Here is a 25606-nt window from a genome sequence, read left to right as displayed (position 1 = left end):
TTACCTCCTTCCAACACGGCGTATAATTAGCACAAGGCCGATAAGTGTTGTAAAAAGCAATGTTAAGCCTAGATAAGCATAGTTTGAGTTTTGTCTGACTCTAACTGTAAGTCGGGTTTCGCTCTCTGTTTGATCAGCTTTTGCTTTTATGCTTACTTTGTATTCTCCTGCAGGTGTTGTTTCAGAAACTTTTATGCGCAAAATCACAGTTTTGGCGCTGTTGCTCTCTAATTTAGCGAGTTTCTGGGGTTCAACTTCTACTTCCCATCCATTTGGAGTATTCACCTCAATGTTGACATTAGTTATGGCATTCCCAGAATTCCTTAGTGTTAGTTTAACTTCTCGTTTCTCTCCCGGTTTTAGAGAAAGGAGATAGTTTGAAGTTTCGAGAGAAGCTTCGTATCTTCCGATTACTTCTACCTGTATATTTTTTGCTATTTCTTCGCCTGAAGAGGCTTTGACCCTTAGGGTGGCATTATAAACTCCTGGTTTGGCATTTAATGGTGGAATAATCTTTAAGTGTACGATTTGGCTGCTTTCACTACTAACTTTTAGGCTTTTGACCTCTAGATTGCTTTGTATGTCTTTTAAGAATCGTATAGCCCACTCAGAAGGCAACCCCTCGAGGCTTAGAAAATATTCATCATCCTCTTTTCCTAAATTTTCGAGCTGGATTTTGTAACTGGGTTGAAAATCGAATCCAGTTGTTAGGTGATCGCTTTCCAATTCTACTTTGGCATAATGTAGGAGTTTTTTTAGTGTAATTGTCACATCCCTCTCTTCTCCATCTTCTAGATTTAGAGTGAGTTGGTGGTTTTCATATCCCTCTTTACTTACTGTAATGTTATAATTTCCCTTTGGCATCTCCTTTTCCAATGAGCCATCAATATTTGTAATATAGGTCTCGTTTCCAATTTGAACTTTAGTCTTTGGGATGGGGGTTCCATTTTCATCTATTACACTTAAATGGAGTTTTGCGAGTTCTCCTCTATGTGTTTTGTAGATAGACACAGTAATGGCCTTTTCTATCCCATTGGCGGTGAATTTTATTGGGTATGTTCCGAGTTCGATATTTTGAGGTATTTTCACAATAAGATTCACTTCTTTATTGCTATTTAAAAGGAAGGAAGTTATTCTTAAGCCATTCAAAGTGAAATAGACGTCCCAGTTAAGAGGTTTCTCTGTTATTTCGAGGAAAACGGCCTTTTTTGTTTCAGGCCCTATGAAGTACACGGGAAGACTTATCAGACTTCCTGCCTCAACTTCAATTCCTAACAGCGGTGTTATTATTTCTATTTCCTCTTTGTCAACAACATCAACTGTTATTTCTCCTATTTTATCTCCTACAGAGAAAGTGATGTTATTAGGGCCTTTTGCACCTTCGGGAGTGTTTATATGAAGAAATATAGTTACGGAATCTTCAGGAGGTAGGGTGATCTCACTGACCTCATAATTGTTACTTTCTCCAAGAAACTCAATTCTCCACTCAGCTGGTGCTGAAATAATGTCCAAAGGGAGGATTATATCATCATTGCCATTATTTGTTATGGTAATTGGAATGGTTAGTTCAGCCCCGCTTTTTGTTCTCAAGCTCTTGAAGGGATAGTAAAGTTCGTAATCCTTACTCTTATCATAGTGCACGGAGATATTAGCAGAGTAGATCCTTAAAACCCCTGCATTATAAACGAACAAAAGTTTATCGTATGTTCTTGAGGAGTTTTCCTTTACATAAACTTCTACCCCATTCACACTCAGGGAAAGTGCTTTATCAACTTCCAGAACTTTAATTACATAACCCTCAATGTTAAATAGATCACCTTCTTGTGGCTTTAGCTCGTTAATAAAAGTTGGTTGGTACTGGATAACTATGAAAAGGCCACTATCGTCAAAGCTTCCTCTTATTATCCGTATTGAATCAACTTCAACGGTTCCATTAAGTTCTACTAGTTTTCTGATTTTACCTTCTTTACGAATGAGTGCGTATGGTTTTAGCGAGTATTTCTCTTGAGTTATCTCTATCTGGTAATTTCCTACAATTAGGATTTCTCCTATTTGCACTCTTCCTTCAAAAACTGTTATCCATGGGAGAGAAGCTTTTGCTGGGATAGTGGAGAAAAGGAGAAGGAGACTCAAAAGAAATCCCCATCTTTTCATCCTCTTCCCTCCCTCTTATACACTGTCTTCAAGAAAACGTCTTCTAAGCTAGGTTCCTCGATTTTAAGACTCACTATGGTGATCCCCTTGTTTGTTAGGTAGTCAGATATCTGTGCTCTGATGTCTTCTTTTGTGAATATTATTGATTTCCTTTCGTCAATTCGTTCTACTCTGATTATTCCATCAACATTAAGTTCTGGCATTCTCTGTTTGGTTTCGATTTTTATTTCATATCCCTCAAGCTCCATAAATTGCTTTTTTATATGGTTGAGAGGCCCTATTGCTCTTAACCTTCCTCGAACGATGATACCAACTTTATCACTGAGTTCTTCGACCTCACTGAGAATATGGGATGAAAAAAACACCGTCTTTCCTGTCTTTGCCTCTTCTTTTACTATGCTTTTAACTAAATGGGCCCCCTCTGGGTCAAGACCACTTGTGGGTTCGTCAAGGATTAGAACATCAGGGTCATTTACTAAGGCTTTGGCAAGTAAGAGCCTTTGTTTCATACCCTTGGAGAAGTTTTTTACCCTTTTGTAACGAACCTCCCAGAGTCCAACGAGTTTAAGTAGCTCTTCTATACGTTTTTCTTTTTCTCGATTAGGAATTCTGTAAAAGCTTGCGAAAAACTCCAAATTGCGCCAAGCTGTAAGTTCCTCATACAATGTCGCATTCTCCGGGAGGTACCCAAGGAGGTTCTTGGCTTTTATTGGGCTTTTTAAAACATCATGCCCCATAATCTGGATTTTTCCGTTATCAGGAATTATTAATCCCAACATACTGAGTATTGTCGTTGTTTTTCCGGCACCATTTGGGCCTAAAAATCCAAAGATGATCCCCTTCTCAATGTTCAATGTTAGATTATCTACGGCTATAAACTCACCATACTTCTTAGTTAAATTCTCAATTTCAATCGCATACATCTTGATCACCTCAAGTCAGCCCTTATGAATTTGATATAACTCACTGGAAGGGGGAGTAGAAACATAATCATTAACATAATTACATTCTGGAGAATTAATCCCAAGCTTTCTCCGAGACTTCTGTCCTCAACGACCATTTCATTATAGGTTATAGCTGAAACCACTTCACTAATTTGAGGTTTTCCCCCAAAGAGTAGCCTCATGATTTCTTGGTAGTGGTAGTTTGGTGCGATGTAAAGGATTTTCTCTGTAGTATTCACTAATTCAGTAAGCCATGCTTGGTAAGAGGGATCTTTGAGTATTAAATCCTCAAGCTCCTCCTCTGTTAGGTTTAGAGCATTTTCAGGAAGTTCTGGAACGGGAGGTAATCCTGCAATGGCCAAGGCAACTACTCCAGCAATAGTACTAAGGAGCACGTTGAAAAAGATAAAAATGAAGATGGCCATTATCAACACATTTTTGGATTTCCTTATGAAAACTGAGATTAATAGGCCAAAACTTGAAAAAATCAATCCATAGAGGAAGCTGAATGGAAATGTGATTAAAAACCTCACAAAGTCTTCTTGGTAAAACGGGAATCCTATAATTAATGCAAATGCTACTGTGAGAGTATAAAATATGACCAACCCGGCAAAGATAATTAGGGAACTTCCTAAAAGCTTTCCCAGGATTATCTGGCTCCTGTAAATGGGTTTTGTTCCTAAAATCTTCATAGTGCCGTTTTCAATTTCATTGCTGATTGATGTGGCCCCAAAGAGTAGTCCTAGGAGGGATATTGAGTAAGTAAATGCATTAGAAAAGCTCGAGAGGAAGACCATCTGAAAAGGACTTTTGTAGGATTCTTCAGATATCCCTAGGATCTTGGAATAATAAATTAAAGCCATAGCGATTATTATAAACAGCCCTACCGTACTTTGGAACTTTTTTGTCCTAACACTTACCTCAAAATCCTTTAGTGCTATTTTCATGGCCCCCATAGCACCACCCGAGAAAATGACTTTTAGAAGGTATTTAAATATTACTATATAAGTTTGTAATAAAATACCTCAGCACACGGATAATCATAGGGTAAAACAGATCTAAAGAATCGGAAGCTCAAACTCAAAAGGTAGAATAGAAATGTAAAAATAGTGTGGAGATCTTCATTCTTTCTCCAGTATAACTGCAGTTCCATAAGCGAATATTTCTGCCGCTCCAGAAGCAACAGCAGAAGTCATGAATCTTACTCCGATAATCCCATTTGCCCCTCTTTTTTTGGCATCTTGGATCATCCTTTCAAGGGCCACTTCTCTCGCTTCAGCAAGCATTTCGGTGTATTCCTTTACCTCGCCACCAGCGATATTTCTTAAACCTGCCAAAATGTCCTTTCCAAGGTGTTTTGCCCTTACAGTTGCCCCTCTTGCGAGACCGAGAACTTTGACCACTTTATATCCGGGCACATTTTCAGTTGTAGAAATAATAAATTCCTCCATCTTGCTCACCTCATACTTCAAACTTCAAGATAGCTTTTCTCTTCAAAGCTTAAATACCTTTCTTGAATAAAGAAAAATATGGTGAGGAAAATGGAACTAACTCATGTTAATGAAAAAGGTGTCAAAATGGTGGAAGTAGGACAAAAAGAGGTAGTATTCAGAAAAGCTATTGCAAAAGGTAGGATAAAATTAAAACCAGAAACCATACGGCTTATTCAGGAAGGAAAAACTAAGAAAGGGAATGTGATAGCTAGTGCTCAGATTGCAGGTATTTTGGCCGTAAAAAGAACGTGGGAGATAATTCCATTATGTCACCCTATCCCATTAACTGGCGTTGATATAGCATTTGAATTTGGGAAGGATTACATAGAAGCAACGTGTGAAGTTAGAGCTTACTACAAAACAGGTGTGGAAATGGAAGCTTTAACAGGTGTGAGTGTAGCCCTATTAACAATCTGGGATATGGTTAAGGCTGTGGAAAAAGATGAAAAGGGTCAGTATCCATTTACAAGGATTGAGGATATTAGAGTCGTTGAGAAAATAAAAGAATAGACCGAAGGATTTGGAAAATAGTTTTATATATGTAGTAAATAGAGTTGTAGTAAGATGAAGTTAAACCCCGAAGCCAAAGCCATTTATAAAGGCATAAGAGATGAAATAAAAAATCTAATACAGCTCAAAGAAAGCTTAGTTTATCTTGAGAAGTTTTTTCCCACGAATAACAAAGAGGAGATTATAAGAAGACAGGAATATTTGAAGAAAAACCTTCCAAAAATCAGGCCAGAGCTTAAAGAATTTCTTGCTAAAATAAAACCCATTAGGTTCAGAAGGGATTATTTACATGATAGGCTCCTTGTCGTTGATGATAGTGAATTAGAAAAAGCACGAGCCTTAGAAGTTTGTGATGTCTCTTCTGAACCTTTAGATGGTTATACTATTATACTGAGCACCATTGGATATGGAGTTGATGTGGGTCTTTCAATTGCTGAAATTGCCCCTGAGCTTTATATATTGCCATTATGGGAAAACAAGGATGTTTTAAAAGCATTATCAAATATAAAGGCCCTCTTAGGAGAGGATAGTGTTTCAAATGAAATACTTGTGCATTTAAGGGAAATAGAGAAGGTGATGAAAAAGAGAAAATTATTGAGTGAACTTGATGAAATAGTGAGAGAAGAAGAAAAACGCCTTAACGAGCGTATTGAGGAGCTATTAAAAGAATTCAGCCTAACACTCACTGGGAAAGACCTACTGGATTTTCTAAAGAAGTTAAAAGAGGGAGATTATGAGTCAATTTTCTCTCATTTTTCCCAAGTTGAAAACGAGATTCTTGAAGAAATGGTTAAAAGCGAGGAGCGATTGAGCAATTTGCTTGAAATTGATGTGGAAATATTCTCAAGGGAGAGTCTCTATCCAGTTGAGGTCCCTACTGAGCGAATTGAGGCCATGAGAAGTGAGCTTGAGAGAGAAATAAAGATGGAGATTTATTTAAAGAGTCGTGAGGTTTTGAGAAAAATAAGGCCTTTAATACCTCAACTTAGAGAGGAGCTAAAAAGGGCTTATGAGCTGGAATTTTTGAGGGCCGTTAGTGAATTTACTCAAGGTTTCGCTTTTCCGGAGCTGATTGAGGGAGGCATTGGGTTTATCAATGGCCGGCATTTGTTTATTAGGAATCCCCAACCAGTGAGCTATGCTGTGGGAGAGGTTGTTCATTTAAACGGCCTGAATGGTGAAAGAGTGGTAATATTAACGGGAGCGAATAGTGGTGGGAAAACTTCGCTACTGGAGCTCATAAGTCAAATAGTGATCTTGACCCATATGGGTTTCCCAGTTCCTGCGGAAAAGGCATGGGTAGAACCTCTAGACGAGCTGTTCTTCTTTAGGAGGAAGCGTTCTTCCTATGGAGCAGGAACATTTGAAACTGCTTTGCGTTCATTTGCCCGTTCCCTTGCAAAAGAAGGTAAAAAGCTCATCCTTATAGATGAATTTGAGGCGATAACTGAGCCTGGGGCTGCTGTGAAGATCATTGGTGAGCTTTTGAAGATAGCACATGAAAGGGAGTTTTATGTTGTGATTGTCTCGCACTTAGGAGAAGACTTAAAGAGGGAACTTCCCTTCGCGAGGGTCGATGGAATTGAGGCTCAGGGATTGAATGAGAATCTTAACTTAATAGTGGATAGGCAGCCCAAATTTGGAGTATTAGGAAAAAGCACTCCTGAGCTTATTGTGGAAAGACTAACAAAGAAAAAGCGTGGGAAGGAGAAGGAAATTTTTGAGAGAGTTTGGAGGGCTTTTAAGGACTAACCCTTAACCCAACTCCTCTCCCTATATCTGCCACGGCTCTCTATTTCGTCTAGTTTTGCTTCAACTTCTTTCCTTTTCTCTGGCCCTCTGATCTCTTCATAGCCCTTTAAAACCTCTTCAAACCCTTTTTCAAACCACTTGTAATGCGTACTCTCCATAGCCCTTCTGAGGAGATGGAGATCAACACCTTGGGCCTCAAGAGATGAGTCGAATTCAGCAAGACCAAAGTCAATGAAGTAGATTTTACCTCCTCTGAGAATCATATTTGATGTTGTCAAGTCACCATGCACTATTCCGGCCTCATGGAGCTTGCCCATCTGCTTGCCAATTTCCCTGCAGAGTTTCAACCGTTCCTCCATGGAGACTGCCTCGAGGTATTCCTTAAGTCTCTCGCCCTCGATATACTCCATGACTATTTTCATATCTTTTAGGTCAACCTCGTACACATAAGGAGCGTTAACACCAAATTCCTTTGCTCTATGAAGAATTCTCGCTTCCCTCACGGTTCTCTCTTTTCTCAACTTTTCGTCTATTTCTTTTATGCGGTAGCGCTTTGGGATGCGATGCTTTATGATGACCTTTTCCTCATTAAAGGGGAAGTAAAGTTCTTCAAAGCTCGCAAGATATATCTTTGCCTCTGCTCCCTGCTTTATCAGCTTCATAACCTTCACCCACTTATTCCAAGTGCCTGTGCAATACTCTGGACATCTTCAAACACAAATCTGATGGAGATAACATCTTCAATTTTTAACACCAACACGGCATTATTCCCTTTAAGCACCAGCTTGGCATCATCCACTCCATTTTCTTCAAATTTTTTCATGGCGTATTTAAGCTTTTCATCTTTGCTCTCAAGCATATCATCTAGAAAGGATGCCCTGTTTTCTATTTCAATATCTACCAATTCATAGTTTGAAATTGTCTCTAAAACTTTCTTGAGTTTTTCAACTTCTTTAATGGGATAGACTCTAGGGCCTTCCATCTTCACAGCACCACTTGCATTTTTGTTCTTGCAAGGTATTAAAGTTTCCTTGAGTATCGCAACGAAAATTTTAAATACTTTGTCAACTTACATAGGTTGACAAAAAATACGATGGTGAAATTTATGAAGCTTGAGGGAGCATGGCCTGTAACACCTTCCGGGCCTTCGATAGTTCTTGCCACATTAGGCTTTTCTTTAATGATCACAGGGTTAATTCTTCGAGATTATACTCCAGAGCTCATTTTTAGCGCAATTACTCTTTTTGTACTATCTACGGGAAAGAGCGTAGAAATTAAAGAAAATATGCTTGTCTTAAAGTATCCTTTCTGGAGTGTTAAAATACCTTTTGAAGAAATCAGAGAAGTAATGCTTGCGAATGAACTTAAGGGAGTTAAATTATTTAGATACGCTTGGAAGAACGCAGCCTTTGTGATATTGCTATTTGTTATAGCTCTCATAAAAGCACCATGGAAGGAATTTCCCCTCTTTTTTCTTTGGATTTTCGTTATGTATGTTGCTTATTTTCTATACTTCTTCATTCCACTTTATACAATTTGGGAAAACTTTGGGAAGATCTTTCTAGGCATTGTGCTGTTACTCCCCATATTTTGTGTATTAGTTGGTATAAGTCTCGTTGTTGGAATTTTTCTTGGGATTACATTTCTTGTGTTCCTCATTGTTTACACGAGATTTGATTATATAATTGTCAATACAGAGAGAAGAGGTGTTATTGTAATAGGATATCCGGATGGTAAAAAAGCTATAAAGCTGTTTAGGGGTGTTGAAAATGAAACTGAAGGGGATTAGACCTTCAAACTTTGGAGGAGTCCCATTGTTAATTGTCATTCTGGCCTTTGTCTTTATGATAGGGGGTACAGAACTCTTATCTTGGTGGATGTTGATCATTGGATGGGTTCTTATTTTTGCTTCAGGGGGTATATCAGCTGAAATCAAAAACGATACCCTAATTCTGAGATACGGCTTTGGACTGTTACCCATAAAGCTCAAAGCCGAAGATATTGAAGAGGTTTTAGTTTTAAACAGACTGGAAAAGGGTGTTCTTTTAAGATATTTTCCGGGAATTGGAGCAGCTTACATGGGCATGCTTATCTATGTCTTGTGCCGTTATTTTACGTTCCCAGGTAACCTTCTGCCCGGATATTACTTTGGAGCCCTCGGAATGATTGTCATCTCAAGCTCTGTGCTGATTTCTTTAGCAATACCTCCCGGAAAAACACGCCATAAACTTCTCACAGCAGGTTTCATATTCGTTGTTAGTGCATTTCTTCTGGGGTTTAAGGTTCGTGCAGTTGATTTAATTCCGATAGTGGTGGTCTTAGGTATGATAGCTCTTTGGACGGTATACGATATGGACATCCAAGACTATATTGTTCTAAAAACAAGAAAAGGAAAGTATCTCCTAACCTCCAATGCCCCCAGAAATAAAGTAGAAAAAGCCATAAAAGCAGTCATGGAGGCTCTGAGTGATGATTAGACTCCCAGAAAGTATGGAGAAGATTTGGACAATGAGGGCCAAGGAAATGAGAGAAATAGAAATAGCAGAAAGCCTTGGAATTTCAAGACAAGCTGTAAACAAAGCTTTGAAAGATGCTAAAGCTAAGCTATTTGAGGCATTTTTTGCGCTAGCCGAGACCTTTTCGTGGGAGATTGTTAGAGTAAACGCTGAAAAGGGATTTATGGTTGCAAGGGGAAGATTTGGAGATAGAGCAACGAGAGTTTACGCATTTTACATACCCCAAAAAGGGATAAGGGGATTTTTTAATGACGAAGTCCCGGAATTCATCCTCCAGCACGCTTTGGAGCTTGGAATTATTAAAAGGCCGGATAAGAAAGAGCTGATAAAAGTTTTAGAAAGATGATTAACCTCTTTTCTTGCCAATTCTCTTCTCCTAGTCCAGAAATTCCCTTATTTTTGCTCTCCCTTTGGTGATTTCATTAACATATTTTATGAACTCATCTTTTTGTTCTGGTATGATGCCCACAACAAACCTGACTTCGACGCTAAAATTCCTCTCAAGTATCTCTGCTTCAAATTTTTCAATGGCTTTTTCGATTACGCTGTATAGGTTGTACGGGAAAACAATTTCCACAGGCTCTTTTTTAATGATTTCCATTATTCCTGCCTTTTCAAGGGCTTCACTTGCTGTTTCACTGTATGCTTTTACCAATCCTCCATACCCAAGCTTAGTTCCGCCAAAATACCTCGTCACAACAACCACAACATTTTCCAAACCTTTATATTCAAGAACTTTAAAAACTGGCCTTCCTGCACTTCCTCTCGGCTCACCATCGTCATCATAATAAACAAGAAGAGTGTTTCCTTCCCTCACTCTATAGGCAGAAACGTTGTGTGTCGCATCTGAATGAGCTCCTTTAACATTTCTAATGAACTCTTTGGCCTCTTTTTCTGAATTTACTGACATTGCATAGCCTATGAAAAGTGAGTCCACATATAGTTTCTCAACCTTTCCAAAGCCTCTGATTGTTTTGTAGCCTTCCATAGGAAATTTTAAATAAGATCAACCTTAAGAATCTTTTGCAACTGGTTTTTTGCAATTTATTCAATTTATTCTGAATTTTATTGACATTTATTCTATAAAATGTGTGAAACCTAGCCTTTTAAATAGAAACCTTTTTATAGAGCACTAACGAAAGGTTCATGATTAATCAAAGGAGGTATTGGAGATGATGGTAGGACAAGGTGGACAACCTGTTGTTATTCTTCCAGAGGGCACTCAAAGATATGTAGGCAGAGATGCCCAAAGACTCAACATTTTGGCTGCAAGAGTTATTGCAGAGACTGTAAGGACTACTCTTGGTCCAAAGGGTATGGACAAAATGCTCGTTGACAGCCTTGGAGACATAGTAATCACAAACGACGGTGCAACAATTTTAGAGCAAATCGATGTCCAGCATCCAGCGGCTAAAATGATCATTGAAGTTGCAAAGACTCAGGACAAAGAAGCCGGGGATGGAACCACAACAGCTGTTGTAATAGCTGGTGAACTTTTGGCAAAGGCTGAAGAGCTTTTGGATCAAAATATCCATCCAAGCATAGTTATTAAGGGTTATACTCTAGCGGCTGAGAAAGCCCAAGAAATAGTCGATAGCATAGCCATTTCAGTTGAGCCTGATAATGAGGAGACCCTTACAAAGATAGCCTCAACTTCAATAACCGGTAAGAATGCAGAGAGTCATAAAGAGCTCTTAGCGAAGCTCGCTGTTGAGGCTGTTAAGCAAGTCGCTGAGAAGGTTAACGGTACATATGTTGTTGATATTGACAACATTAAGCTTGAGAAGAAAGAGGGTGGAAGCGTAAGAGACACCCAGCTCATTAAGGGTGTTGTCATCGATAAAGAGAGAGTCCACCCAAGAATGCCAAAGAAAGTAATAAACGCAAAAATAGCCCTCATAAACGATGCTCTTGAGGTTAAAAAGACTGAAACAGATGCAAAGATAAACATTACAAGTCCCGACCAACTCTATGCATTCCTCGAGCAGGAAGAGAAGATGCTCCAAGAGATGGTAGAGCAAGTGGCTGCTACAGGTGCAAATGTTCTCTTCTGCCAGAAGGGTATTGATGATTTAGCCCAGCACTACTTAGCAAAGCACGGTATTTTAGCAGTTAGGAGAGTTAAAAAGAGTGACATGGAGAAGCTCGCCAAGGCAACCGGTGCAAAAGTTGTGACAAACGTTAAAGACTTGACAAGTGAAGACCTTGGTTATGCTGAGGTTGTTGAGGAGAGAAAGGTCGCTGGAGAAAACATGATCTTTGTTGAGGGTTGCAAGAATCCAAAGGCAGTTACAATCCTCATTAGAGGAGGAACAGAGCACGTGGTTGATGAGGTTGAAAGGGCTCTTGAAGATGCAATAAAGGTTTCCAAGGATGTAATGGAAGACGGTGCAATCTTACCAGGTGGAGGGGCTACAGAGCTTGATCTAAGCATCAGACTTGATGAGTTTGCAAAGAAAGTTGGTGGCAAAGAACAACTTGCAGTTGAGGCCTTTGCCGAAGCTTTGAAGGTTATTCCAAAGACCCTTGCGGAAAACGCTGGTCTTGATACAATTGATGTTCTCGTGAAGGCTATTAGCGAGCACAAGAACAAAGGAAAGGCCATAGGAGTTGACGTGTTTGCAGGAGAACCAGCAGACATGCTTGAGAGAGGAGTGATTGAACCAGCAAGAGTTAAGAGACAGGCAATCAAGAGTGCAAGCGAAGTTGCAATAATGATACTCAGGATTGACGATGTTATAGCTGCAAAGTTATCAAAATCCGAAGGTAGGGGTGAAGAAGGCGCTGGAATGTCTGGAATGGGTGGAATGCCAGGAATGATGTGATTTCATTTTCTTAACTTTTCTTTTAACTTTAGAAACGGGAAAATAATGAAGTTTTAAATTAAAAAGAAAATTAACCAAGTACTGAAAGTAAAACTCCAGCGGCTACTGCTGTTCCAATCACTCCCGCAACGTTTGGACCCATTGCGTGCATTAGTATGAAATTCCCGGGGTCCTCTTTTGCGGCAAGCTTTTGTACAACTCTAGCACTCATTGGTACAGCTGAAACTCCAGCTGCTCCAATCATTGGATTAATCTTCCCACCACTGAGCTTCATCATGAGCTTACCCAATAACACTCCACCAGCTGTGGCTGAAGCAAAAGCCACAACACCCAAGCCCAAAATCATGAGGGTCTTCACTGTCAAAAAGCTCTCAGCCTGCATTGTTGACCCAACACCGAGTCCAAGGAAGATTGTAACAATGTTCATAAGCTCCTCCCTAGCAGCTTTACTGAGTCTTTCAACGACACCACTCTCTCTAAAGAGATTTCCAATCATGAGCATTCCAACTAATGGAGCCGCTGAAGGTACAAGAAGGCCAATAATAATCATTGAAGCTATTGGGAAGATGACCTTCTCCCTCTTTGAAACAGGTCTTAATTGCTCCATTCTGATTTTCCTCTCTTTTGGAGTCGTTAAGGCCCTGATGACTGGAGGCTGAATTATTGGCACGAGACTCATGTAAGAGTAAGCGGCCACGGCAGTTGCACCGAGTAAGTGAGGAGCAAGTTTTGTTGTTAAATAAATCGTAGTTGGCCCATCAGCACCACCAATGATACCAATTGAAGCTGCTTCTTGAAGGTTAAAGCCCAAAGCAACGGCAGTAAGCATTGCAATGAAAACACCAATCTGTGCAGCTGCTCCAAGTAAGGCAGTTTTTGGATCGGCAATCATTGGGCCAAAGTCCGTCATTGCCCCGAGACCGAAGAAGATTAACAATGGCACGACTTCAGTATCAATGAGGTAGTGCTTTATTAAGTAAAATAATCCTGGGTGGTGTGGATCAGCGCTTAAAATACCAGTCAACGGGAGATTCACCAGCACTGCACTTACTCCAATTGGGAGCAACAATAAAGGCTCCATCTCATACCTTATGGCTAAATACATCAAAGTAAACCCGACGAGAATCATTATTATATTCCCGATGGTTAAGTGGAAAATGCCAATGTTAGTAAAGAAGTCAATTATTGCCTGCTCGATTCCCATTCCTCATCACCCAAGTTCTATTAGTGCTTGTCCAGTGTCTACAGTGTCGCCTTCCTTCACTAGTATTTTCTTCACAACACCATCTTTTGGTGAGGGGATTTCATTCTCCATTTTCATGGCTTCCAAAACAAGCAACCCCTGGCCAACCTTAACTTGATCACCCTCTCGAACTAAAACACGCAAAATCTTTCCAGGCATCGGAGCAGTGACCACATTCTCACCAGCGGCAGTTGGTGCCGGTGCTGTGGGAACTTCAACCGGCGCTGAAGGAGTTGGAGCCGAAGGCACTGCTACAGGTGTGGAGGGTACGCTTACACTTTGAGCAGGAGCTTGAAGGGCTCCCATTGGAATTCCAAGGTCCTTTGCTTCAACTTCATAACTTTCTTCATCAAAACTGACTTTGAACTTTCCTACACCTAGTTCTTCAACTTCAACCTCGTAAGGAACTCCATCAACAATGACCTTAACTTTTCCCTTCATTCTCACCAAGCCCCCATTTCATAGTTGAAATTCTCAACTTCTTCAAGTTGGGATTGAACACCGTATAAACGCCAGGCATCGGAAGGCTTCTTCCTAAATGGTAAGGGTCTAAGTTGAGCGTTCTTCTCTGATACATAAGCCAAAATTGCAGCAGTAATCACTGCAAGCTTTTTAGGTTCAATTGAAGGTTTCTCTTCAACATACTTTTCCTTCTCTTCTTTTGGTTTAGGAGCAGCTTCAACAGGCTTTGCCCTCTCGATCAATGCCCTTTCAAGATAACCGATTCCGTACATTGCTAGTGCCAATATACTCAACACTAGAAAAACCACTGTAACGCCTAAAATGGTAATGTAAAGGCCTTCAAGGAAGAACTCCCAAGTAACCATTTTTTGCACCTCACAGTGGAATGTTACCATGCTTCTTTGGTGGAAGCTTAACCCTCTTACTTTCTAATGCTTCTAATGCCATGATTATCTTGCCCCTCGTTTCTGCCGGGTCAATCACGTCATCAATGTAACCCCTGCTTGCGGCAACGTATGGGTTGGCAAACTTTTCTCTGTACTCTCTTATCTTTTCTTGTCTAACTTCTTCTGGGTTTTCGGCTTTGGCAATCTCCTTCCTAAAGATGATGTTTGCCGCTCCCTCAGGTCCCATAACGGCTATCTCTGCAGTCGGCCAGGCGAAGACGAAGTCCGCTCCAAGGTGCTTTGAACCCATTGCTAAGTAAGCTCCACCATAAGCTTTTCTTAAAATAACTGTAACCATTGGGACAGTTGCTTCTGAGTAAGCGTAAAGCACTTTCGCACCGTGCCTTATAATTCCTCCATACTCTTGCTGCACTCCTGGAAGGTAACCTGGAACGTCAACGAGCGTGACAATTGGAATGTTAAAGGCGTCACAGGTTCTAACAAATCTCGCTATTTTGTCGGAGCTGTCTATGTCAAGAACTCCAGCTAAGTGTATTGGATTGTTTGCTATGATACCAACTGTTTGACCATTCATTCTTCCAAAGCCAACAATGGCGTTTGGAGCAAAGTATGGGAGTATTTCGAGGAAGTCAGGGTTTCCGTTAGCGTCTCTATCAACTATCTCGTAGATAACCTGCCTAACATCGTAACCCTTGTTTGGATCGTCTGGAACTATTTCATAGAGCTTGTCGCTCTTTCTGAATGGGGGGTCTGTTGTTGGGAATTTTGGTGGTTTTTCCATGTTGTTTGGTGGGAGGTACCCAATGAGCCTTCTTATGAGCATTAAAACTTCTTCGTCACTTTTCCCTATTAAATGGGCCTGCCCGCTTTTTTGGGCGTGAACCATTCCTCCACCTAGTTGAGTTGAAGAGACTTCAACTCCGGTAACGGCTTTGACGACTTGTGGGCCGGTAATGAACATAAAGGTGGCTGGATTGTCGACCATTAGAATGAAGTCCCCAATTGCTGGACTGTAAACTGCTCCGCCTGCGCATGGGCCCATTATAGCTGTAATTTGTGGAACTACTCCGCTTAAAACAGTGTTCATTTTAAAAATCTCACCGTACCCTTTGAGTGCGTCAACTCCCTCTTGGATTCTTGCTCCACCGGAATCGTTGAGCCCTATTACTGGAGCTCCGGCTTCTAATGCAAGCTCCATAACTCGCTTTATTTTTGCTGCGTGCATTTCTCCAAGGGAACCACCCATTACTGTAAAATCTTGGGCAAAAACGAATACTAATCTTCCATCGATCGTTCCGTAACCTGTTATAACGCCATCAGCGGGTAGTTCCATCTTATCAAGGCCGAATTCGGTGTTTCTATGCTTCACGAAGGCTCCAAGTTCAACGAAACTTCCGGGATCTAAAAGTTTTTCAATTCTTTCTCTTGCTGTGAGTTTCCCTTTTTCGTGCTGCTTTTGAACTCCAGCTTCTCCACCCATTTTGAGAATCTCTTCCTTCTTCTCATAAAGCTCCTTCACTTTTTCCTCCATACTCATAAGAGTTGCCCCCATAACTATTAGTTAACTACTTTGTAGTTTGTAAACCCCTTTAAAAGGATTTTCATAACCATAAAATGGCCGGAAGAATACATGTACACAAATAAAAGCATGAAAAAGAGTTCAGAGATGGGTTATTGGAGTCTCTGCACCACATGCTTCACACTTTAAGAAATGGAAGCGATCTTTTTTAATGATTTTCGTATCTGGTGAACCACATACAGGACAGATAACGTATTCTTTGAGGTACTTCTTCAGTTTGTTAGCTATCATATATGGAGTAAAACGGCCCTGCAAAACCACTCTTCTTCCCTCTAAAGCACCTGCTGTAGCAACTTCTCTCAGGATGAACTTAAGTAGATGATTTGGATCTCTATTCATTGCCTCTGCAATGTCTCTGAAGTTTTCTATTAGTGTTTTATTACCCTCTATCGTGACAACTGCGGTTGGGACCTCAAATCTTGAATCATGATGTTTCACATTTTCGGGGAGTTCATCATAAGCTTTCTCTAAAAGTTTTTCATAATCGTAATAATCATGTTCCATTTTCCTCACCTCGGTATACTTTCTGAAGGTGCTTTATTAACCTTTTCACAAGATCTTATAGTATCCACTCCTCGGCTCATATATCATCGAGTTGGCCTTTAGTTCTTCTATTATCTTTTCAGTTTCACTTTTGCTTACTCCTTGTTTGCTTGCTTCTTTTATCACTTCATCTCTGGGAGCTCCATAATCTTCAAGATCTTGTAACTCTTTAATTATATTCAGCACTCTATCCATTTTGTTTATTTTTCTTGAAGATTTTCCGATCTCTAAAATGCTAACGTCGATATTCCCTTCTTCATCTATTGCGGTTTTCCTTAGTGTATATTCCACCAGTTCTATGGCTACCTTTGCATCTTCTCTCGTAATTACCTCACTTAGCCTCATGCGCGCGTGGGCTTCGCTAAGCCTTATAAGGGCCTCCAACTGCCTAGGAGTGATTGGTATGGGCTTAATACCCTCATTTTCAGCCCCTTTCCCTATAGTTTTTCTCATTCTTATGTAGTACCTCTTTATCTCTTCCATGGCCTCTCTAGTCAGAGTGGGATGAATGTTCTTCCTAGCATATGCTATGTACTTTTTAAGGAGGTCATATGGGACCTTTGGAATGATTTCCTCAGTTCCTCCCTTTCTGACTTTTAAAATATGCTCGGCTACTTCGGAATCAAACTTTTCGTCCGGTTCATCAAGAAGGACAAAAATGAGGTCGAATCTGCTTAATAGCGTTGGAGGGAGGTCGAGCTGCTCCGGAAGGGATTTCATTCTATTAAACCTTCCATATTTTGGATTAGCAGCAGCTATAACGGTAGTTCTTGCGTTTAAAGTTGCCGTAATTCCCGCTTTGGAGATACTAACCGTCTGCTGCTCAAGTGCCTCATGTATAGAGCTCCTATCCCTATCGCTCATTTTGTCGATCTCGTCAATAAGAGCGACACCCATATCGGCTAAGACAAGAACTCCCGCCTCTAAAACCCAAGAACCAGTTAATTCATCGCGGACAGCAGCGGCAGTATTATGGACTATAAAACCATTCGCAATAAAGCTGTGTGAGTTTTCTACTGTAAGATCATAGACGTATTCGTAGGGACTTTGAATGAGCTCAACTGAGACAGATTGTGGGCCAGCAACTGTGAGAACTTCTCCCTTGAGTTTTTCAGCAGGGACCCATCCTGAGGGGGTTAAAAGTTTTGTTTCTGGAGTAACAATAATGCTAGCACCGTTGGAAGTGGTTATACGCACGAGCTTTTCTGGGGCTTTTAATTTCCAAAGTTTCAAGACTTTTTGATATCCATTCTGAGTTTTTACTGCAAGCCCAAGTTTTTCAGCATCTACACTCTCATATTCTTCGACTTTATGAGGAATTACCTTTTCTACAAGGTTTCCGATCCTAAAACTGCCCAGATTTGTTTCAATTATGCTTTCAGGTGCAACACACAAACCTGCGGCCGAGCTGCTCTTACCACTTGTGTAAATGGCTCTTGGTGCTAAATTCGATACATAGCGGAGCAGCTGGCTGTTGTGGACAAAAATATCGTTAGCTATGAAGTTGTGGTGCTCTGGAACTTGAAGGTCGTAAACCCATTCATCCTTTGGTGTATAAACTTTGATATCCTCAATCCCATCCCAGAAGATGTCTGAGTTTGCAAGAAGTTTTAAGAGCTCTATTTTTCTTATAACGGCTTCATCAATCTTTTCGCTAATCGCTACTCTTTCAAATGTTTCAACTATTTTCATAAGGTGCTCTCTGGTGGGTCTTTCCTCGTTTCTCTCATAATGGAGATAAGTTGAGGGATTTATACCGACCTCAAATTGAGAAAGGCCCAAGACTTCTCTTATCTCTCGCAGAACATTCCCTAGAGATGGCAAAGCATCACTATTCAAAGATTGCTCTTCTCCAAAGTGATGAAACCCTCTTGGTACTGCAATTAGATCTTCAGCGGTTAAGTCCTTAGCACTTCTTGTTTTGAATTCTCCGTTTTCAAACGTAAAGAAGGGGTGAGTTGGCGTAACTTTTATTTCTTTTCCTGTTTTGGTTTTAACTATAAACATCTTTCCCGGTGTTTTTCGTTTCCATGCAATGTTTGCTCTAGCTTTTGTAACCTTTAAAGTTCTAGTATCTAAAGCGAAAATTGACAGATTGATTGGTGCATAGAATCCATCATCTACTTTCCCAAGAGTGCCATTTTCTTCTGCTCTTTTGATGGCTTCTTCCACTATTTTACCGATTTTTTCAATACTTCCATCGGCTAATAATACATTGGTGTTATATTCTACACATTTAGCTACTCCAGGATCTCCTACGAGCAAAATATGACTTTCTCCTCTCAACCTAGTGCCATCAGGGAGTTGTTGAGTCCTTCCCCCAAATAAAGCGAGAGCAATGCCAAGTTTTTCTTTTTTCATTCCATATATTGCGGGTGCAATAGACTCCACTATAACATCCACAACATCTTTTCTCTTTGCTAGTTCCTTGATTTTTTGTTCATCTTCAGGAGTTATTTCAAGCTCTTCTATTTCTTTGCTTAACTGTTCTATATAGTTGGCCTCAATTATCTTCCTAAATATTGGCCGCTTATCTTTCTGTTCAAGAACGACTCTCAGAACTCCAGTGATAATAACTCTATCTCCAGGGAGTGCAATGTCAACAAGATCGTCTAAAAGAATAACATCAACAAAACGTGGCATTTGGCCTCCTCTAAGGCTTTCGGGCCTATCCTGAAGTCTAAAACTTTGGAAATTAAGAAAAGTACTTTTATCTACATCCAGCTCCACATTCCTGCTACCACAATTTTCGCATTTATTGGGCTTTATAAGGCTGGCAAAAGGTTTTTGGAGTCGAACCATTTCATGACCACAGTCTTTACACAGATAAACTGCTCTTGAAACAAATGGCTTTACCTCGGTGATTCTTGTTATTATCCCTTCCACCTGGATGAGCTTGTTTATATGCTCACTTCCTAGTTCTTTTACAAGGTATGTTTTTGGCAACTCAAAAAAGCGGGCATGGATTTTAAATAGTTCTTTTCTAAAAAATTCCTCTTGAAGAACTATTTGAATGGCATCTTCGGCAGCTGAAATAACTTCCTCCGGGGTTGTGGTGAGTTCTTCAGCTAGCTCTGGATCAAAGGCGTTCAGGTGCTCCCAGCTAATAGTTATAGATCTTTTAGGGGTGACAGTAAGAATATCCCTTATTTTATTCAAATACACCCTATTCCCTTCGTCGTCTGTGTAATCTTTCAAAAACTTTACGAACCGTTCAATCATGTCTTGTTTATCCATTAGCTCTCACCTAACCATTCATTCCTTATTTGAGAAATCTGAAGATAAATCTTCTTTTCCTCAGGTGCGAGTCTGTTTAAAATCTCTAGACTCCCCGGACGAAACATTATCGCGTTGAGTATCTTTTTGAACCTGAGCTTCTTTAGGTGTTCATATTTCTTCTTAAGATTTGAGAGTTTTGTCATCTTAGCGTTGAGTACGTCTATCTCTATCTCCGTCTTTTTCCTCACGTAGTTCTCCAGGTAATATATATAAAACTCAGCTCTTGAATAAAGGCCTGTGGGGAGAGGCATTATTGGTTCATTGGCCCGTTCTTCAGCAATCACTTGATCAAGTTCACTAATTATTTTTTCACTTTCATCGATAATTTCCACTATTCCACTTTCCCAGAGCTCTTTAGCCTTCCAATCTTCTAATAATATCATATCTCCGGGTTTCCATGTTTTGAATGACCTTAATACCTTCACTGGAATGAAAGTCCTTCCCATCAACATGTTATCTCACCCATACTGTGCAATAGAATATTGGAGTTGTGAACTTCTTAAGCTTTAGCCCAATGAATAAAAATATAAACCCCTTCTTCTTGGGTATATCAGAGGTGATAGTATGCTGATAGGAATAATGAGCGACACTCACGACAATCTACCAGCAATTTCAAAGGCAATTGAGTTTTTTAACAGTGAAAATGTAGATTTGGTGATTCATGCAGGCGATTACGTTGCTCCGTTTGTAAAAAAGGAATTTTCAAAGCTCAAAGCACCATTGAGAGGTGTTTTTGGTAACAACGACGGGGAGAAAGAGGGACTAAAAAACACGGTAGGAGTAGAGGACGAGATATTGGAATTAGAAGTTGATGGCCTCAGAATAGTTGTTCTTCACGGTACAAATGAGAAAATAGTAGAGGCATTTGCTAAGAGTCAGCTTTATGATGTTGTTATCAGAGGCCATACACATAAGTATGAAATTAGGGAAAGGGGACGGAGCATAGTTCTTAATCCAGGTGAAGTCTGCGGGTATGTAAGCGGTGTAAAGAGTGTAGCACTTCTTGATACAAGAAAAAGAGAAGTAAAAATAGTGAATCTTGATACTGGTGAGCCTTTAGGTTTCATGAGTATCTAAAAAAAGAATATAAGAAACAAGGCCCTAGGAAATATCATGGAGACTGATTTATTAACCCCCAAAGAGAGGTACAATGGCGTTGTTTTTATTGGAGTTAGGAAGAATGATGTAGTTGAATTCATCAAAGTGTATGCAGAGAGTGAAGAATTGGCAAAAACCCTGCTAGAGGACTTTCTTTATGCAAAAGAGATCCATCCATCTGATTTTGTCATTGTTGACAAAGGCTATGAGAGCGTGGAGGGGAAGGAGATAATAAGCACAAGAACTGAAAGTGAGCTTTCCTCTTTTCTTGCTCGGCTGGGTCTTAAGTTGCTTTCCAATGGGATACTATATCTTCAGGGAAAAGCCGAGATCTACCAGATTACATCTGTTAGCAAAGACCTTTTGGCTGAAATTCGCTCAATAAAAGAGAAGGAAAAACATGTGAAGTTAAAAGAAGAACCAATTTTGCTTGATTTTACCAATTTAGACCTGCCCCCGAGATACAATGAGAAGTTAAAGGTTCTTGAACTCATGCAGAACACATTAGTAATTAATCATGCACAAATTCCTCTCCCCAAAGTTCTGCAAGAGGTTATTAAAGGAGCTGTGAGGCTTCCAAGGTACATGAAAATTGGAGATATCTCATTGAGGGTTCTTGATAAAGACCTTCACGAAGTAATCATAGAAGGCAAAGAAGAAGTTTTGGTAAAACCTCCGGTATTAACATGGGATTCCTCTATTGATGGCCTTGAGGATTTTGAAGCTAAAGAGATCAGAGAAAATATGTATGAGTCTCCAATTTTCTTGAAAGCTTACAAGGGGTTTTTAATTCTTGAAGAACCTCCGATAGAACTTGTAAAACGGCTTTTAAAGATCAAAGAAAAACGTATAATGAGAATTGATGAACGTAAGATCAGGATTCCAACAGAGTTCACTATAATCGTGGAAACCCAAAATGCTGAAAAATATGAAAAGATAATTCTTCCGGTTAAGATAGCACTTTCCCCTCTTACGAATGAGGAATTAGTAGATATTCTAAGAAAGGAACTCGGAATCGAAGTCCCAGATAAGTTAGTTTCTAACTTATCACCTTATCATAAGACTTTTAAAACTGTCTCATTGCTGGTGAAACTCTTCCAGCAACTTCAAGCTAAGGAGCCACAAAAGCCACCATCAGAGCTTTTAAAGACTGCATTAATACTTTTCACTGGTGAAGAGGATGAGGGTCATTGATGGGAGCTATGGAGAGGGCGGAGGGCAAATCCTCAGAACAGCCGTTGCCCTTTCGGTAATTACAGGAGAGCCGATAAAGATTATCAATATCCGGGCCAAACGCTCCAACCCTGGACTAAGACCTCAACATCTACATGGAATCCTAGCTCTAAAAGAACTATCCGATGCGAAAGTAAAGGGAGCCAAGGAAGGTTCAACCGAGCTCGAATTTTATCCAAAGAGCACCAGAGTAAGACATGTTAAGGTACTCATAAAGACTGCTGGCAGTATAAGTCTCGTTCTTCAGGCTCTTCTTCCAGCTATGGTTTTCGCTGAAGAGGAAGTCACTTTTGAAATAACAGGGGGGACTGATGTTGCATGGTCTCCTCCGGTGGACTATTTGAAACATATAACACTTTATGCTCTTGAAAAGCTTGGAATAAAAGTAGAGATTGAAATAAGGAGACGGGGGCACTATCCAAGAGGTGGGGGTTTTGTCATCGGGAAAGTATATCCATGGGGAACAAAAAGACCTTTAGTAGCAAGAACTTTTGACAAAATCTACAGCTTTGAGGGAATAAGTCATGCTGTAAGATTACCCTCTCATGTGGCCATAAGACAAGCAAAAGCTGCAAAAGAAGCTTTAGAGAGGGTCTATCCATCCATCCCAATAAAAATTCATGAAGAATATTATGAACAGGGAAAAGACCCTCACTTCGGCCCCGGGAGTGGGATTGTTATCTGGGCAAATACTGATGTTCTTCGCCTTGGCGGAGATGCTCTAGGGGAAAGAGGAAAACCCGCAGAAATTGTTGGTAGAGAGGCTGCAAAGGCACTCATAGAACAGCTAGGCCCAAGGCATGCGGTGGATAAGTTCTTAGGAGATCAGCTGATTCCATTTTTAACCTTTGCTGGAGGAGATATATGGGTAAGTGAAGTCACAAAGCATCTGATAACCAACGTCTGGGTTGTTGAGCAGTTCTTTGGAAGGGTATTTGAGATGGAGGGAGAAATCGGAAAGCCCGGGAAAGTAAGGGTGGTGAAAAAGGTAGAGCTTTGAGTTACTCTTCAATCTCCACCCCATAAACATTTTTTGGATTCTCCACGTGGATTTTGTGAGCAGTTTCTTCACTCATTAGTCCCTGCTGAATAAATGCTAAAGTCCTTTTTGGCACAGTTTTGGGTCCAAGAACTGCTCCGGGCCTTTGTTTATCGTCTATGTAATCGGTTTCCATTAGAAACCTGTCACCCTGCATAAGTGCCTCTATTAAGGCCTTTTTACTTGCTAGAATTGAGGGAAACACGCCAACTTCCTCTGCTACTTTTATTAGTGGAGGAGAATAGTGCTTTACAACTTTATAAGGCTTTATTCCCACCTTTTTGACTATCTCGCCAAGTTCTCTAAACTTTTCCTCATTAAAGCTTTCTGTATGGAGTTGGACAGCACAATCAGCTTCTTTGGCCAATTCCATCCCATATTTCATGAGTTCTATGCTCTCATTCCATATTTCTTTGCTGACTTCATAATGTGGTCTCCCTATTTCCCCAATCGCTATGGCCTTTTTCTCAAAACATAGTTTTTGCGCATAATCCAAGGCTTTCATAACCTCATTTTTTGCATATTCGACACCTTTCTTTTCAGCTAGATATGCAAATTCCGCCGGATGTACCCCAATCACGGCAAAAGCTTTAACTGAGGTTTCTCTGTTTATCTTTTCGACCAACTCGATGTGAAAATTCATGGCCTTCATGAAGTCCTCTGCTCTGGCTCCATTAAAGCCGTAATCGTGGGCACTTTTATAAACAATGTTTAAATGTGTCCCCCCAGCCCTGTGGAACTGTTTTACCGCCTCCAAGAAGAGCCCCTTAAATGGATCAACGTGAAAATGGTTATCGAATATTATCATCGCTACCACCAAAAAAGTGTAAGCCAGATAGTTTAAAAGCCCTTAGGATTGGTAGACTTCAAGAATCTCCCCGACTTTTGGGTTAAGCTTGCCATCTAAAACAAGAGCAACTTTATCATATTCGAGGGCAAAATCAACCTCCTGTCTGTCTCTCTGTATTTCTCTTATAAGTGCGGCCCGTTCTCCCTTTATTTTATAACCCGGGTAGATAACTCCCTCGATGACCTCTCCAACCAGAACTTCTTTGCCGAAGATCTTAAAAGTCTTTTCTACTTTAAACTTTCCCACAGATTTTCTTGAAAATATCTGAACTTCCTTTTCTCTCTTTTTGAAAACATCAAAGAGTCCCATGTTCACCACTGGAGCACCTTTTCAAGGGAGATTTCAAACTCCCTGTCTAAGAGCTCTATAAAGGGGGTTTTCCCGAAAGTGACCTTTCCTTTCCCATTTTCTCCTCTGATATATGCCACCGTTGTTGCTATTCCTTCTAACTCGGGGATTGGATTAAACTTGAGAGTTGAAGCAATGTTTTTGTCTATTATGTAGAATGCCTTTCTGCTCTTGTTCCCTAAGAATCCTTGAATGAAGTTTATTACCATATATAACTCGGTTGGTTTCTCCACAAAAGCAAAAAGCCTCTCAGGGTTGAGAATTATGTTAATATACTCGCCTATAGAAAAGATTTCGTTTATCAAGCTCTCATACCTGCTTAAATATATCACCAACTCTGGTTCCAAGGGGATTTTTCTAATCACATTCCCAACATCCATCTTTCCTCCAGTTTTGATAACAATAGCATTGGAAAAATCCTCCCGAATACCAAAGAATTCAAGATGCTTTTTTACCAGAAAAAGAGAGTCTAAAATGTCGTCAATCATTATTTTCATTCCCCTTTCACGGGCGTATCTCAAAAGAGCGTATGCTACCAAAACCGAGCCGTAAGAGGTCTCGTCCTCAATGAGGACCAAATCGCCAAAGGGAGTTTTATCCATCACATCAAAAAGCATTTCCTTTCTCATTTCCATCTTATCACCCCAATAGGGATTTCAATTTTCTTTCCAAGCAAATTCAAACTTGTGGTTTTTTTGAAAGTAAAAACACCGCTTGTAGGGGTTGGAACACCTTCAATTACAGTGCTTGCAATTCTTTCAAGCTCTGGAAGGGGATTAAAGGGAATTGAAGATGCAATCTCCTTATTGACCAAATAGAAGGATTTCCTTTTTTCATTTCCAAGAAAAGATTGAATTGCAATAACAAAGGTGTAGAATTCCGATATTGATGAAACAAATGAAAATAGTCTTTCAAGACCGAGTACAATGTTTATGGACTTTTCAACCTTTGAAAAAGTTGCTTTTGAAGATTCTTCGTAGTTTCTCATGTATATAATTGGTTCACCAGAAAACTTCAATTTCGCAACAACGTTTCCAACGTCCCTTTTTCCACCAGTTTTAACGACAAGAGCGTCTCCAAAGTCTTCATCAATTCCGACAAATTCAAGGTGCTTCTGGATAATGTAGAGAAAATCGAAGTTATCATCGATTATAACGGGCAATCCCCTTGTTCTTCCATAATATAAAAGTCCAAGAGTTGTAATCTCGGGGATAAATGAGTGATAATACTCAACAAGAACAGTTTCTCCAAACTTTATTTTATCAACGAGTTTAAAGACATCCTCAAGAGATTCCACACTCTCACCCCATAATCCAGTAGTAAACTCAACA

The 25606-nt window shown here is 40.1% G+C and carries 27 protein-coding genes; 9 read left to right on the top strand and 18 right to left on the bottom strand.

Annotated elements, in window-relative coordinates; genetic code table 11:
* The 4 genes from TSIB_RS07540 to TSIB_RS07525 form a co-directional block, all read right to left on the bottom strand.
* On the bottom strand, positions 1–2154 hold the full coding sequence (locus TSIB_RS07540; protein ID WP_015849818.1) for an NEW3 domain-containing protein: 2154 nt from the start codon (positions 2152–2154) through the stop codon (positions 1–3).
* Positions 2151–3077, bottom strand: coding sequence for an ABC transporter ATP-binding protein (locus tag TSIB_RS07535; RefSeq protein ID WP_015849817.1), 927 nt, complete (start codon positions 3075–3077; stop codon positions 2151–2153). Before TSIB_RS07535 ends, TSIB_RS07540 begins: the two co-directional genes overlap by 4 nt.
* Positions 3078–3082: 5 nt before the next feature.
* A complete protein-coding gene (locus TSIB_RS07530; RefSeq protein ID WP_015849816.1) occupies positions 3083–4054 on the bottom strand; it encodes an ABC transporter permease in 972 nt (323 codons plus the stop codon).
* A 165-nt stretch (positions 4055–4219) separates the two neighbouring features.
* The gene (locus TSIB_RS07525) at positions 4220–4549 is read right to left on the bottom strand and encodes a YbjQ family protein (protein WP_048160468.1); all 330 of its coding nucleotides are present in this window, start codon (positions 4547–4549) and stop codon (positions 4220–4222) included.
* 90 nt (positions 4550–4639) lie between these two features.
* Between TSIB_RS07525 and moaC the strand changes: the two genes are divergently transcribed.
* Both moaC and TSIB_RS07515 read left to right on the top strand, forming a co-directional pair.
* Positions 4640–5101, top strand: a complete 462-nt coding sequence (gene moaC, locus TSIB_RS07520; protein ID WP_048160466.1) for a cyclic pyranopterin monophosphate synthase MoaC — start codon at positions 4640–4642, stop codon at positions 5099–5101.
* Between the two features lie 54 nt (positions 5102–5155).
* Entirely contained in the window at positions 5156–6853 is a 1698-nt protein-coding gene (locus TSIB_RS07515) for a MutS-related protein (RefSeq protein ID WP_015849813.1), read from the top strand.
* Here the strand turns inward: TSIB_RS07515 and TSIB_RS07510 are convergent.
* A complete protein-coding gene (locus TSIB_RS07510) occupies positions 6850–7515 on the bottom strand; it encodes a Kae1-associated kinase Bud32 (protein WP_048160463.1) in 666 nt (221 codons plus the stop codon). The two genes, TSIB_RS07515 and TSIB_RS07510, sit on opposite strands and share 4 nt — an antisense overlap.
* 5 nt (positions 7516–7520) lie before the next feature.
* On the bottom strand, positions 7521–7835 hold the full coding sequence (locus TSIB_RS07505; RefSeq protein WP_015849811.1) for a hypothetical protein: 315 nt from the start codon (positions 7833–7835) through the stop codon (positions 7521–7523).
* A gap of 123 nt (positions 7836–7958) precedes the next feature.
* Between TSIB_RS07505 and TSIB_RS07500 the strand changes: the two genes are divergently transcribed.
* From TSIB_RS07500 to TSIB_RS07490, 3 genes are read left to right on the top strand one after another with little or no spacing between them, the layout of a single operon-like run.
* Positions 7959–8642 (top strand): hypothetical protein, encoded by a 684-nt coding sequence (locus tag TSIB_RS07500; RefSeq protein ID WP_148206184.1) that lies wholly within the window; start codon positions 7959–7961, stop codon positions 8640–8642.
* The gene (locus tag TSIB_RS07495) at positions 8623–9330 is read left to right on the top strand and encodes a hypothetical protein (protein WP_015849809.1); all 708 of its coding nucleotides are present in this window, start codon (positions 8623–8625) and stop codon (positions 9328–9330) included. Before TSIB_RS07500 ends, TSIB_RS07495 begins: the two co-directional genes overlap by 20 nt.
* Positions 9323–9715 carry a hypothetical protein gene (locus TSIB_RS07490; protein ID WP_015849808.1) on the top strand — a complete coding sequence of 131 codons (393 nt, stop codon included), beginning with the start codon at positions 9323–9325 and terminating at the stop codon, positions 9713–9715. Before TSIB_RS07495 ends, TSIB_RS07490 begins: the two co-directional genes overlap by 8 nt.
* A 30-nt stretch (positions 9716–9745) precedes the next feature.
* Here the strand turns inward: TSIB_RS07490 and TSIB_RS07485 are convergent, their stop codons facing one another.
* Positions 9746–10357, bottom strand: a complete 612-nt coding sequence (locus TSIB_RS07485) for a YigZ family protein (protein ID WP_015849807.1) — start codon at positions 10355–10357, stop codon at positions 9746–9748.
* Positions 10358–10544: 187 nt separating this feature from the next.
* Between TSIB_RS07485 and thsB the strand changes: the two genes are divergently transcribed.
* Positions 10545–12194, top strand: coding sequence for a thermosome subunit beta (gene thsB / locus TSIB_RS07480; RefSeq protein WP_048160896.1), 1650 nt, complete (start codon positions 10545–10547; stop codon positions 12192–12194).
* Positions 12195–12264: 70 nt separating this feature from the next.
* Here the strand turns inward: thsB and TSIB_RS07475 are convergent, their stop codons facing one another.
* From TSIB_RS07475 to TSIB_RS07445, 7 genes are all read right to left on the bottom strand, one after another.
* Entirely contained in the window at positions 12265–13398 is a 1134-nt protein-coding gene (locus TSIB_RS07475) for a sodium ion-translocating decarboxylase subunit beta (RefSeq protein WP_015849805.1), read from the bottom strand.
* 6 nt (positions 13399–13404) lie between these two features.
* Positions 13405–13878, bottom strand: a complete 474-nt coding sequence (locus TSIB_RS07470; protein ID WP_015849804.1) for an acetyl-CoA carboxylase biotin carboxyl carrier protein subunit — start codon at positions 13876–13878, stop codon at positions 13405–13407.
* 2 nt (positions 13879–13880) lie between these two features.
* Positions 13881–14264, bottom strand: coding sequence for an OadG family protein (locus TSIB_RS07465; protein WP_048160461.1), 384 nt, complete (start codon positions 14262–14264; stop codon positions 13881–13883).
* 10 nt (positions 14265–14274) lie between these two features.
* A complete protein-coding gene (locus TSIB_RS07460) occupies positions 14275–15843 on the bottom strand; it encodes a carboxyl transferase domain-containing protein (RefSeq protein WP_048160459.1) in 1569 nt (522 codons plus the stop codon).
* Between the two features lie 123 nt (positions 15844–15966).
* Positions 15967–16389 carry a translation initiation factor IF-2 subunit beta gene (locus TSIB_RS07455; protein ID WP_048160457.1) on the bottom strand — a complete coding sequence of 141 codons (423 nt, stop codon included), beginning with the start codon at positions 16387–16389 and terminating at the stop codon, positions 15967–15969.
* 45 nt (positions 16390–16434) lie between these two features.
* A complete protein-coding gene (locus tag TSIB_RS07450) occupies positions 16435–19665 on the bottom strand; it encodes an ATP-binding protein (protein ID WP_015849800.1) in 3231 nt (1076 codons plus the stop codon).
* Positions 19665–20159, bottom strand: a complete 495-nt coding sequence (locus TSIB_RS07445) for a Gins 23 protein (protein ID WP_048160455.1) — start codon at positions 20157–20159, stop codon at positions 19665–19667. The genes TSIB_RS07450 and TSIB_RS07445 overlap by 1 nt, the downstream gene beginning before the upstream one ends.
* A gap of 112 nt (positions 20160–20271) precedes the next feature.
* On the opposite strand from TSIB_RS07445, the gene TSIB_RS07440 reads away from it, so the two are divergent.
* Genes TSIB_RS07440 through rtcA form a run of 3 tightly spaced genes read left to right on the top strand, consistent with a single transcriptional unit; the run spans position 20272 to position 23038 of the window.
* Positions 20272–20784: a metallophosphoesterase gene (locus TSIB_RS07440; RefSeq protein ID WP_015849798.1), complete on the top strand. Its 513-nt coding sequence runs from the start codon at positions 20272–20274 to the stop codon at positions 20782–20784.
* 36 nt (positions 20785–20820) lie between these two features.
* Complete coding sequence (locus TSIB_RS07435) at positions 20821–21999, top strand: hypothetical protein (RefSeq protein WP_015849797.1); 1179 nt, start codon at positions 20821–20823, stop codon at positions 21997–21999.
* Complete coding sequence (rtcA, locus tag TSIB_RS07430; RefSeq protein ID WP_015849796.1) at positions 21986–23038, top strand: RNA 3'-terminal phosphate cyclase; 1053 nt, start codon at positions 21986–21988, stop codon at positions 23036–23038. Before TSIB_RS07435 ends, rtcA begins: the two co-directional genes overlap by 14 nt.
* 1 nt (position 23039) lies before the next feature.
* On the opposite strand, the gene TSIB_RS07425 is transcribed toward rtcA, so the two are convergent.
* The 4 genes from TSIB_RS07425 to TSIB_RS07410 are packed head-to-tail and all read right to left on the bottom strand — an operon-like array spanning position 23040 to position 25572.
* Entirely contained in the window at positions 23040–23885 is an 846-nt protein-coding gene (locus TSIB_RS07425) for a TatD family hydrolase (RefSeq protein ID WP_015849795.1), read from the bottom strand.
* Positions 23886–23927: 42 nt separating this feature from the next.
* Positions 23928–24236 carry a tRNA-binding protein Pbp11 gene (gene pbp11 / locus TSIB_RS07420; RefSeq protein WP_015849794.1) on the bottom strand — a complete coding sequence of 103 codons (309 nt, stop codon included), beginning with the start codon at positions 24234–24236 and terminating at the stop codon, positions 23928–23930.
* 2 nt (positions 24237–24238) lie between these two features.
* Complete coding sequence (locus tag TSIB_RS07415) at positions 24239–24910, bottom strand: DUF257 family protein (protein ID WP_015849793.1); 672 nt, start codon at positions 24908–24910, stop codon at positions 24239–24241.
* The gene (locus tag TSIB_RS07410; protein ID WP_015849792.1) at positions 24901–25572 is read right to left on the bottom strand and encodes a DUF257 family protein; all 672 of its coding nucleotides are present in this window, start codon (positions 25570–25572) and stop codon (positions 24901–24903) included. The genes TSIB_RS07415 and TSIB_RS07410 overlap by 10 nt, the downstream gene beginning before the upstream one ends.
* Between the last annotated feature and the right edge of the window lie 34 nt (positions 25573–25606).

The sequence above is a fragment of the Thermococcus sibiricus MM 739 genome (assembly GCF_000022545.1).
Taxonomy (GTDB): domain Archaea; phylum Methanobacteriota_B; class Thermococci; order Thermococcales; family Thermococcaceae; genus Thermococcus_A; species Thermococcus_A sibiricus.
The sequence above is the reverse complement of the archived record's forward strand: the minus strand, read 5'-3'. Positions and strand labels throughout refer to the sequence as shown.

Coding starts and splice junctions, on each gene's coding strand:
- TSIB_RS07540 (WP_015849818.1), bottom strand. CDS start 2,154: ATGAAAAGATGGGGATTTCTTTTGAGTCTCCTTCTCCTTTTCTCCACT.
- TSIB_RS07535 (WP_015849817.1), bottom strand. CDS start 3,077: ATGTATGCGATTGAAATTGAGAATTTAACTAAGAAGTATGGTGAGTTT.
- TSIB_RS07530 (WP_015849816.1), bottom strand. CDS start 4,054: ATGGGGGCCATGAAAATAGCACTAAAGGATTTTGAGGTAAGTGTTAGG.
- TSIB_RS07525 (WP_048160468.1), bottom strand. CDS start 4,549: ATGGAGGAATTTATTATTTCTACAACTGAAAATGTGCCCGGATATAAA.
- moaC (WP_048160466.1), top strand. CDS start 4,640: ATGGAACTAACTCATGTTAATGAAAAAGGTGTCAAAATGGTGGAAGTA.
- TSIB_RS07515 (WP_015849813.1), top strand. CDS start 5,156: ATGAAGTTAAACCCCGAAGCCAAAGCCATTTATAAAGGCATAAGAGAT.
- TSIB_RS07510 (WP_048160463.1), bottom strand. CDS start 7,515: ATGAAGCTGATAAAGCAGGGAGCAGAGGCAAAGATATATCTTGCGAGC.
- TSIB_RS07505 (WP_015849811.1), bottom strand. CDS start 7,835: ATGGAAGGCCCTAGAGTCTATCCCATTAAAGAAGTTGAAAAACTCAAG.
- TSIB_RS07500 (WP_148206184.1), top strand. CDS start 7,959: ATGAAGCTTGAGGGAGCATGGCCTGTAACACCTTCCGGGCCTTCGATA.
- TSIB_RS07495 (WP_015849809.1), top strand. CDS start 8,623: ATGAAACTGAAGGGGATTAGACCTTCAAACTTTGGAGGAGTCCCATTG.
- TSIB_RS07490 (WP_015849808.1), top strand. CDS start 9,323: ATGATTAGACTCCCAGAAAGTATGGAGAAGATTTGGACAATGAGGGCC.
- TSIB_RS07485 (WP_015849807.1), bottom strand. CDS start 10,357: ATGGAAGGCTACAAAACAATCAGAGGCTTTGGAAAGGTTGAGAAACTA.
- thsB (WP_048160896.1), top strand. CDS start 10,545: ATGGTAGGACAAGGTGGACAACCTGTTGTTATTCTTCCAGAGGGCACT.
- TSIB_RS07475 (WP_015849805.1), bottom strand. CDS start 13,398: ATGGGAATCGAGCAGGCAATAATTGACTTCTTTACTAACATTGGCATT.
- TSIB_RS07470 (WP_015849804.1), bottom strand. CDS start 13,878: ATGAAGGGAAAAGTTAAGGTCATTGTTGATGGAGTTCCTTACGAGGTT.
- TSIB_RS07465 (WP_048160461.1), bottom strand. CDS start 14,264: ATGGTTACTTGGGAGTTCTTCCTTGAAGGCCTTTACATTACCATTTTA.
- TSIB_RS07460 (WP_048160459.1), bottom strand. CDS start 15,843: ATGAGTATGGAGGAAAAAGTGAAGGAGCTTTATGAGAAGAAGGAAGAG.
- TSIB_RS07455 (WP_048160457.1), bottom strand. CDS start 16,389: ATGGAACATGATTATTACGATTATGAAAAACTTTTAGAGAAAGCTTAT.
- TSIB_RS07450 (WP_015849800.1), bottom strand. CDS start 19,665: ATGGATAAACAAGACATGATTGAACGGTTCGTAAAGTTTTTGAAAGAT.
- TSIB_RS07445 (WP_048160455.1), bottom strand. CDS start 20,159: ATGTTGATGGGAAGGACTTTCATTCCAGTGAAGGTATTAAGGTCATTC.
- TSIB_RS07440 (WP_015849798.1), top strand. CDS start 20,272: ATGCTGATAGGAATAATGAGCGACACTCACGACAATCTACCAGCAATT.
- TSIB_RS07435 (WP_015849797.1), top strand. CDS start 20,821: ATGGAGACTGATTTATTAACCCCCAAAGAGAGGTACAATGGCGTTGTT.
- rtcA (WP_015849796.1), top strand. CDS start 21,986: ATGAGGGTCATTGATGGGAGCTATGGAGAGGGCGGAGGGCAAATCCTC.
- TSIB_RS07425 (WP_015849795.1), bottom strand. CDS start 23,885: ATGATAATATTCGATAACCATTTTCACGTTGATCCATTTAAGGGGCTC.
- pbp11 (WP_015849794.1), bottom strand. CDS start 24,236: ATGGGACTCTTTGATGTTTTCAAAAAGAGAGAAAAGGAAGTTCAGATA.
- TSIB_RS07415 (WP_015849793.1), bottom strand. CDS start 24,910: ATGGAAATGAGAAAGGAAATGCTTTTTGATGTGATGGATAAAACTCCC.